General features: G+C 65.3%; 1 protein-coding gene and 1 pseudogene. Both read left to right on the top strand.

The window, feature by feature from the left end; genetic code table 11:
* Positions 1 to 910 precede the first annotated feature (910 nt).
* Complete coding sequence (locus IEY95_RS48420; protein ID WP_189192728.1) at positions 911 to 1,795, top strand: NmrA family NAD(P)-binding protein; 885 nt, start codon at positions 911 to 913, stop codon at positions 1,793 to 1,795.
* A gap of 204 nt (positions 1,796 to 1,999) precedes the next feature.
* Positions 2,000 to 2,101, top strand: a pseudogene (locus tag IEY95_RS48415) (IS5/IS1182 family transposase); the annotation flags it as partial.

Genomic DNA, 2,101 nt, shown 5'->3' with positions numbered 1-2,101 from the left:
GTGCGTGCCAGACGCCGCGAGGCAGGCGCCACTTCCGACACGGGCCCTAGTGAGAGTTGCCCTCCCGGCGGCAGTAAGGGCCGGCGTCCTGGCTTTGGCTTCCTTGGGCGGCGATGCGCGGTCGATGGCGGCTCCGATGTGTGAGGCGCGGATCTTCTGCTGCTGCGCGGCTCGATCTTCTCTTCCGGGCGCAGACAGCGGGTGCCGAGGCGTGCTGCAGGCCGGCCCCGCCTCGTTTTCCTCGGTTCCGCTCAGGAGGGCTCCCGAACGGGTAAATGCGCAGCTCAGTGCGCTGGGGCTGCGTATTTGCATGTCTTAAATGTCGAAAATGTCGATAGTAATCTAAATGGGCGGCGAGAGAATGGCGGCGACGGCAATGTCGGCTTCGGTCGACGCGAAGACCGTTCTGATCTCGGGGCGGAGGGGCGCCGGCCGTGCAGCGGTGAGGGAGCCGATGGCACCGAAGCCCAACGTTCGCACGCTTGTGGGTGTATCGACGACCCGTCGGCTAGGGGCGTCGCTCGCCGAACGCCGCAGATACCGGGGTCCTGCGATCACCGTGTTCCTCAGGTCTCTTGAAGGGAGCGCATCAGCGAAATCATTCCCCTCTCGATCCGATATGGACGACGAGCAGGCGGCAGCGGAACGCTCGATCGCAAGACCGCCACAGTCGACTAGCAGGGCGGGCCGATGTCGGGCGCTGGCGGCAACGCCGAGAAGCTGACTGCGGCGGCCAGGCGGTGAAGGTGCGTTCACCCGCACACACTGACCTCTTGCAGGGCGTCAGTAACGGGACTGACGCACTGGCCGTGATCCTGCGCTCCCGCTCTCTCTGGCCGTTCGAAGGGCCCATCGCACGGAGTCAGGTCCCCTGCACCGGCAACACCAACGAAGCAAAGAGGAAAGACCAATGACCACGATTCTGATCACGACAGCCAACGGCGAGACCGGCCGGCCGATGGTCGACTACCTGCTCAAGGAAGGCTTCAACGTTCGTGCCATGGTCCGCACGGACGACGAGCGGGCACAGCGGCTGCGTGACAAGGGCGCCGAGGTCGTCTTCGGTGACCTGCTCAACTTCCGCGACGTTCGCGCCGCCATGGAGGGCGTCCGGCGCGCCTACTTCAACTACCCGATCGGCGAGGGGCTGGTGGAGGCCGCGGTCATGTTCGCTCAGGCCGCAAAGGAGCAGGACCTCGAGCTCATCGTGAACATGTCGCACATCCAGTCCCGCCCCCACGCGCGCAGCAAGGCGACGCAGAACCACTGGCTCTCCGAGCAGGTCTTCGACTGGTCCGGGGTCCCCACCACTCACCTGAGGGTCACGTTCTTCATGCAGTGGCTGCTCTACATCTCCGGACTCATTCGCTACGGCCGCTACGTCATGCCGTTCGACCGGAAGAGCCGCTTCGCCCCGATCGCCGGCCGCGACATCGCACTGACCGCTGCCAACATCTTCGCCTCGCCCGAAGAGCACGGTGGGCAGATCTACACCCTCACGGGTCCTGTGGAGTACAGCCACGAGGAGCTGGCGGCCGAGGTCAGCCGAGTGCTGGGCAGGGACCTCCCGTACGAGCAGGTCACGGTGTCAACGTTCCTGGAAATGCTCGGTCTCGAGCACGACACCGCCAAGCTCAAGCACTTCGAGGCTGTGACCCTCGACCAGCAGGAGGGCCGCCTGGCGGGCATCAGCGACGCGGCCCCGCGCATCAACGGGCAGCCGCTCGCGACTGTCGAGGAGTTCATCAATGAGCACCGCTCGATGTTCGAGCTCGACTACACGAAGCAGGCGTAGCCAGCCGCGAAGTTCCGTGACGGCCCGTCGGTTTCACTGATGGGCCGTTTCGGCTGTCCGGCCTCAATGGCAGATTGGTGGCACGGTTGCAGCAGCGGGTCCACGCCAAGTTCCACGGCTTGGCGAGCGATGCTGCTGGTAGAGAGGGAGCCGCTGGTCAGGCACGCCGCGAGCTGCTTTAGGCCTTCGTGACCTCGCCGGTGAACTTGCTCGGCCACCACGATTCGCAACCGCCGCGAGGAGTGGATCCGGCTCGGCGCCTTCGCCAAGCTCAAGCAGATCGCGCTGGAGTCCTACGACCGCATC

Origin of the sequence: Streptomyces albiflavescens, from assembly GCF_014645835.1 — a bacterium.
Classification (GTDB): domain Bacteria; phylum Actinomycetota; class Actinomycetes; order Streptomycetales; family Streptomycetaceae; genus Streptomyces; species Streptomyces albiflavescens.
The sequence above is the reverse complement of the archived record's forward strand: the minus strand, read 5'-3'. Positions and strand labels throughout refer to the sequence as shown.

Coding starts and splice junctions, on each gene's coding strand:
- IEY95_RS48420 (WP_189192728.1), top strand. CDS start 911: ATGACCACGATTCTGATCACGACAGCCAACGGCGAGACCGGCCGGCCG.